Source organism: Mycobacterium sp. (genome assembly GCF_049647605.1).
GTDB lineage: Bacteria > Actinomycetota > Actinomycetes > Mycobacteriales > Mycobacteriaceae > Mycobacterium.
This window is the reverse complement of the sequence record NZ_JBARXZ010000202.1, coordinates 1-6,141: the sequence shown is the minus strand read 5'-3', so window position 1 is coordinate 6,141 and position 6,141 is coordinate 1. Positions and strand designations below refer to the sequence as shown.

The 6,141-nt window shown below is 68.0% G+C and carries 5 protein-coding genes and 1 tRNA gene; 3 read left to right on the top strand and 3 right to left on the bottom strand.

Annotation, left to right across the window (positions count from 1 at the left end; translation table 11 throughout):
* Positions 1–1,898, bottom strand: a 1,898-nt coding sequence (locus tag WBB07_RS25775) for a TPM domain-containing protein (protein ID WP_526311938.1), incomplete at its 3' end; no start/stop codon positions are given.
* 39 nt (positions 1,899–1,937) lie between these two features.
* On the opposite strand from WBB07_RS25775, the gene WBB07_RS25770 reads away from it, so the two are divergent.
* The 3 genes from WBB07_RS25770 to WBB07_RS25760 all read left to right on the top strand — a co-directional run bounded on the left by WBB07_RS25770 (position 1,938) and on the right by WBB07_RS25760 (position 5,507).
* A complete protein-coding gene (locus WBB07_RS25770; protein ID WP_526311937.1) occupies positions 1,938–3,200 on the top strand; it encodes a deoxyguanosinetriphosphate triphosphohydrolase in 1,263 nt (420 codons plus the stop codon).
* Positions 3,201–3,218: 18 nt separating this feature from the next.
* Positions 3,219–5,111 (top strand): DNA primase, encoded by a 1,893-nt coding sequence (dnaG, locus tag WBB07_RS25765; RefSeq protein ID WP_526311935.1) that lies wholly within the window; start codon positions 3,219–3,221, stop codon positions 5,109–5,111.
* A 66-nt stretch (positions 5,112–5,177) separates the two neighbouring features.
* The gene (locus WBB07_RS25760) at positions 5,178–5,507 is read left to right on the top strand and encodes a DUF7155 family protein (protein ID WP_526311933.1); all 330 of its coding nucleotides are present in this window, start codon (positions 5,178–5,180) and stop codon (positions 5,505–5,507) included.
* Between the two features lie 60 nt (positions 5,508–5,567).
* Here the strand turns inward: WBB07_RS25760 and WBB07_RS25755 are convergent, their stop codons facing one another.
* Complete coding sequence (locus WBB07_RS25755) at positions 5,568–5,813, bottom strand: hypothetical protein (protein ID WP_526311931.1); 246 nt, start codon at positions 5,811–5,813, stop codon at positions 5,568–5,570.
* A gap of 118 nt (positions 5,814–5,931) precedes the next feature.
* Positions 5,932–6,004 (bottom strand) — tRNA-Asn (locus WBB07_RS25750).
* Positions 6,005–6,141: the final 137 nt, after the last annotated feature.

The window sequence follows — 6,141 nt, the reverse complement described above, 5'->3', positions numbered from 1 at the left end:
CTGTTGAGCACGCTGCCGATGAGGATGCCGCCGATCATCGCGCCCATGTCGTTGTTGCGTCCGCCGTACTGACCCGAGTACTGCATCTGCGAGCGCTGGACATCGTTGTTGGCCAGCGACTGCGCTTGCGCGGCAAGGGTTGCCGCACCGTTGGCGTGGGCGATGGCCTCGGTGGGCGCATTGCTCTTCTTGGCCTCGGCCGCTTCGAGCTGGCGTCCGGCTTCGGCCAGCCGGGTGCGGGCGTCGGGACCGATGCTGCCGCGTCGGGTATCGATGAAATCGGACACGGCCTTGACCCGCGACCGGGCGGTGAACAGTGACTGCTCCAGGATCCGGGCCTGTCGCTCCGCCTCCAGGCGCTGCTCGGTCACGGCCGCCAGAATGGTGTCGAGATCGGCGTCGGCCGTCGTCAGTGCGGTGAACGTGCCGAGCGGGTCATTCGAACCGCCGGCCCTGGCCTCGGCGACGGCCTTGACCGCAGCGTCGCGGGCGGCGGTCAGTTCGGCGGCGCGCGGCGTGCCGGTCTGCTGCAACTGTGCGGCGGCCTGGTCGATCCCGGACTGGGTGTCGGCGATCGCCTCCGGCAGCCCCGCGATGGCCCGGTTGATGTCGGTGCCGGCGCTGTCCACCCCGTCCAAGAGGGTCTGCGCCTGCCCCAGCGCGGACTCGGCGGCATGGATGTCGTCGATCAGCCCGGTCTGGTCACCAGCGGGGCGGGCCACCAGAGCGCGGGCGCTGCTGATGTGCTCGTCGGCGAAGGCCAGCCGCTTCCGGGCTTCCTCGACGTTGCCCGCGACAGCGGCGAGCGCGGTGTCGGCGAACTGCTGATGCAGGTCGGCGAGTTTGGCTGCCGACGGGTCGAGCCGCGTCGTCAGCGCCACCGTCTGCTGGGTCAGTGCGTCCAACCGGGACGGGGCGTTGATGACAAGATCGCGCAGCCGTTCGAACGCCTCGCACTGGGTCTCGAGTTCGCGGTCGGCCCGCGCGGCGGCGACGATCACCCGGGTCAACAATTCACGGCGTTGCAGCGGTGACTCCGGGATGGCGTCGTCGAGGGTGTGACGCACGTTGAACGCCTGCGCCAGGGTGGCTTTGGCGTTCTCCAGCGCCTTGCGGAACGGTTCGGTGTCGGCGGTGCCGAACTCCTCCAGGGCTAGGGCCAATTCGCCCTCACTGGTCCGGACGGCGTTGTCGACGTCGACGACGATGGCCTTCGACAGCTCGTCGAGCGCCTCGAGGGGGACGGAGGCCAGCGCATTCGGATCGGTGGGGTCGACGCGCTGCGCCGCGGCGAACTCGGCGGCCTGGCGCTTCGCTTTGCGCCGTCGTCCCCAGGTCCACAAGCCGAGGGCCAGCAGCACGATCACCCCGGCCATCACCAGGAAGCTGGTCCAGGACACCCCGCCGCCAGGGCTGGAGGAACCGGCGGGGCTGGTGGCGTTGAGGCCCTCGGCGGCCCCGATCGCCGCCTGCGCCCAGTTGCCTTCCCGCAGCGCGGGCTCGATGTCGTAGCGGCGGACGTCGGTGGCGCGGCCGGGCACCCCGCCTCCGGCGGTGTCGGGCACCTGGAAGGCGAATTCGCGGTCGGCGATCGCGACCGCCAGCATCGCGTCGTCGTCCCCGAACCCGCTCATCCGCATGGTGTCCTGGGTCCAGTTGACCCCGCCCCGGCCGTCGAACGAGTCGACGAACACCACCCACAACTTCACCCGCTTGTCGTAGTACAGGGTGTCCAGCGCCGACTGCACATCAGCGGCTTCGGATCCGGACAGGGCGCCGGCGTTGTCGGTGACCTGGGTCGGCACCCGGAACGGCGGTTCGGCCGTGGCGGTGTGCGCAGACAGCAGTCCCAGAGTGAACACCACAGTGAGCAGGCCGAGCAGGCGGGTGATGCGCATGCACGTCAATCTAGTGGGGTGCTGGCAGACTGTGCGGCGGTGAGTACGACACAGCAAGACCGCTACAGCGAGTTCGACCGAGAGCGCCAGGTGGTCGAAGGGCCGAAATCTTCCGCGATGCCGGGGACAAGTTCCGAGCATCGCAGTGACTTCGCGCGCGATCGCGCCCGGGTGTTGCACTGCGTGGCGTTCCGCCGACTCGCAGACAAGACCCAGGTCGTCGGCCCACGCGAGAGCGAGACCCCACGCACCCGGCTGACCCATTCGCTGGAGGTCGCCCAGATAGGCCGCGGCATGGCGATCGGGCTGGGTTGTGACCCGGACCTGGTGGACCTCGCGGGTCTGGCGCACGACATCGGCCATCCGCCCTACGGGCACAACGGTGAGCGAGCGCTCGACGAGATCGCCAAGATCTTCGGCGGTTTCGAGGGCAACGCGCAGAACTTTCGTATCCTGACCCGGCTCGAACCCAAAGTTCTTGACGCCGAGGGTCGTTCCGCGGGCCTGAACTTGACCAGGGCAGCGCTGGACGCCGTCACCAAGTACCCGTGGGAGCGCGGCGACCGTAGGAAGTTCGGCTTCTACGACGACGACCTCGCGGCCGCGAACTGGGTGCGGGCCGGTGCGCCCGCCGAGCGGGCCTGCCTGGAAGCCCAGGTGATGGATTGGGCCGACGATGTCGCGTACTCGGTGCACGACGTCGAGGACGGCGTGATCTCCGGTCGCATCGATCTGCGGGTGCTCGCCGACACCGATGCCGCGGCCGCACTGGCTCGACTGGGTGCCGAGGCGTTCCCGGCGCTGAATCCCGACGATCTCCTGGCCGCGGCACAGCGGCTGTCCCAGATGCCCGTCGTCACGGCCGTCGGCAAATATGACGGCACGCTCGCGGCGTCGGTGGCCCTCAAGCGGCTCACCAGCGAGCTGGTCGGCCGGTTCGCCAACGCGGCCATCACCCAAACCCGGGCGGCCGGTCCGCTGGCACGTTTCGACGCCGATCTGGAGGTGCCCGATCTGGTGCGCGCCGAGGTGGCGGTGCTGAAGATGCTGGCGTTGCAGTTCATCATGTCCGACCACGTTCATCTGGGCATCCAATCCGACCAGCGCACCCGTATCCACGAGGTGGCGCTGGCCCTGTGGGCGCAGGCGCCCGGCAGCCTGGATCCCCAGTTTGCGCCGGAGTTCGTCGCCGCCGCCGACGACGGCGCCCGGCTGCGGGTGGTCATCGACCAGATCGCCTCCTACACCGAAGCCCGCCTGGAGCGAGTGCACGAGGCGCGCTCGCCCCGACCCCTGGGCTGACGGCACTAAGCTGTCCGAATGGCCGGGCGCATATCTGATCGCGATATCGCGGCCATCCGTGAACAGACCCGCATCGAAGACGTCGTTGGCGACTACGTTCAGTTGCGGCGCGCCGGCGCCGACTCGCTGAAGGGGTTGTGTCCCTTCCACGACGAGAAGTCCCCGTCGTTCCACGTCCGGCCCAACCACGGCCACTTCCACTGCTTCGGCTGCGGGGAGGGCGGTGACGTGTACGCCTTCCTCCAGAAGATCGAGCACGTCAGCTTCGTCGAGGCCGTCGAGCTGCTGGCCGACCGGATCAACTACACCGTCACCTACACCGGGTCGTCGACCACCAACGTGCAACGCGACCGTGGCAGTCGCAGCCGGTTGATCGCCGCCAACGCCGCCGCAGCCGAGTTCTATGCGGCTGCGCTGGAGTCGCCCGAGGCCGCACCCGCCCGTCAGTACCTGACCGAACGCAACTTCGATGCCGCCGCGGCTCGACAGTTCGGTTGCGGGTTTGCGCCCGCGGGGTGGGACACGTTGACGAAGCACTTGCTGCGCAAAGGCTTCGAGTTCAAGGAACTGGAAGCCGCCGGGCTCTCCCGGGAGGGTAAGCGCGGCCCGATGGACCGATTCCACCGCCGTCTGCTGTGGCCGATCCGCGGTTCCTCCGGTGAGGTCATCGGATTCGGGGCGCGCCGGCTGTTCGACGACGACCAGAACCAGGCCAAGTACGTCAACACCCCCGAGACGACGCTGTACAAGAAGTCCAATGTGCTGTTCGGTATCGATCAGGCCAAGCGGGACATCGCCCGCGGCCATCAGGCGGTGGTCGTCGAGGGCTATACCGATGTGATGGCCATGCATCTGGCCGGGGTCACCACCGCTGTCGCCTCGTGCGGCACCGCCTTCGGCGACGAGCACCTGTCGATGCTGCGGCGACTGATGATGGATGACAAGTTCTTTCGTGGCGAGTTGATCTACGTCTTCGACGGCGACGCGGCGGGGCGGGCGGCGGCACTCAAGGCGTTCGAGGGGGAGCAGAACCTCGCGGGTCAGTCGTTTGTCGCTGTGGCCGACGACGGTATGGATCCCTGCGATCTGCGGCTCGCCCACGGTGACACCGCCTTGCGCGATCTGGTGGCCCGGCGAACGCCGTTGTTCGAGTTCGCGATCCGCACCGCGCTGTCGGAATCCGATCTCGACACCGCTGAGGGCCGGGTGGGTGCGTTGCGCCGGTGCGCGCCGATGGTCGCGATGATCAAGGACCCGACCCTGCGCGACGAGTACGCCCGGCAGTTGGCGGGCTGGGTCGGCTGGGACGACGTGGCCCAGGTGATCCGCCGGGTCCGCGAGCAGGCCAAGGATCCACGCGCCCAGCGTGACGGCAAGCGGGCCGCACCGGCCCGCAAGGCGCCGGTGGCGGGGCGCCCCGATCCACGTGACCCGATGTTGGGTCGGCAGCGGATGGCGCTGAAGGCGGCGTTGCAGTATCCGGCGCTGACGGGACCGGTGTTCGACACCGTCGGGGTGGAGAGCTACACCCATCCGGGATACATCGCGGTGCGAACGGCGATCGCCGCGGCCGGCGGGATGGAAGCCGGTTTGACCGCGGGCGCCTGGTTGACGGCGGTTCGCGAGCACTGCGCCAGCCCTGCGGTCTTGGCGTTGGTGAATGAACTCAGTGTCGAGGAGTTCGGCGCCACTGATGAAGAGATGCTGGTCAAGACCATTGCCCGGGTGCTGACCAATCTCCAGGAGGTGTCAGTGGGGCGTCAGGTTGCCGAGATCAAGTCCAAACTGCACCGGCTGTCGCCGATCGACGACAGCACCGAGTACAACCATCTGTTCGGCGACCTGATCGCGCTGGAGACCTACCGTAAAAGCCTTCAGGAGCAGGCGAGCGGGGACGACCTTACTGCGTGAGCAGTCGTCTCGGGTTAGGCTTCCCGTTGGGCCGGGGGGCCTGTAGGCCGAGTGAGAGGCAGATTGATGGGATCCACGCGACGCATGGTGGCCGTCGGCACATTCGCTGTTGCCGCTGTCGCAGCGCCTCTCTATGCCGTGATGAGCACACCGGAGCCCACCAGCACGCAGGCCGAGTGCCTGGCGTGGTTGGGATCGAAGGCAGACGGAAAGTGCATCGGCAATTCGCTGGGAAGCCAGGGGTCCACCCTGAACGGCTCCGGCATCGGCCCCAGCAGTCCTGGCCCGGGCATGGGCGGTATCGGTATCGGTACGCCGGGTGTCGGGATCGGTAACGGCGGTATCTACAGCTCGCCGCTGCTGCCGGGCACTTCGGTCAACATTCCGCTGGGTTGATCGGCCGGAGCTCCTTCACCTGCTCGTACGCCCCTTCGCTCCGGTTCGGACTCCGGCCGGCTAGAGCTTCCGGGTCCCTTCGGGACCGATCACCGAGGTCTCATTGTCGATCGCGGTGAGTTTGACCATCGCCGGGTCGGGGGAGACCCGGTCGGCCACCATACGTCGCCCGGCGTCGAGTGCCGCCTTGGTGGCGGGATGCCCGGTCACCGCCCGGTAGGTCCCGGCGATCTGTTCGTAGCGGCGTCGGCCTGCCTTGGCGCCCAGCACATAGCCGACTCCCAGTACGGCGATCATACGGATCACTACGCTGCCTCCCGAGTTCTTGAACTGTGGTCACCATCCTGCCTCATCGGCAGCCACACCCACGTAACGCACAACGCCGCGCACGAGGCGCGGCGTTGTCTGCGGTTCGAGAAGAAAGCTCCCCCGCCTGGACTCGAACCAGGAACCGTCCGATTAACAGTCGGAAGCTCTGCCAATTGAGCTACAGGGGATTACCTGTGTCCGCGGGCGAGCCGCGGATCGATGGATGACTCTAGCGTACGGATGTCGTGAGAAACAATCGGCAGGTCAGCGACCCTGGCGACCCACCGACGAACCCCGGCGAGCGCGCGTGTTGGTACGCCCGCGC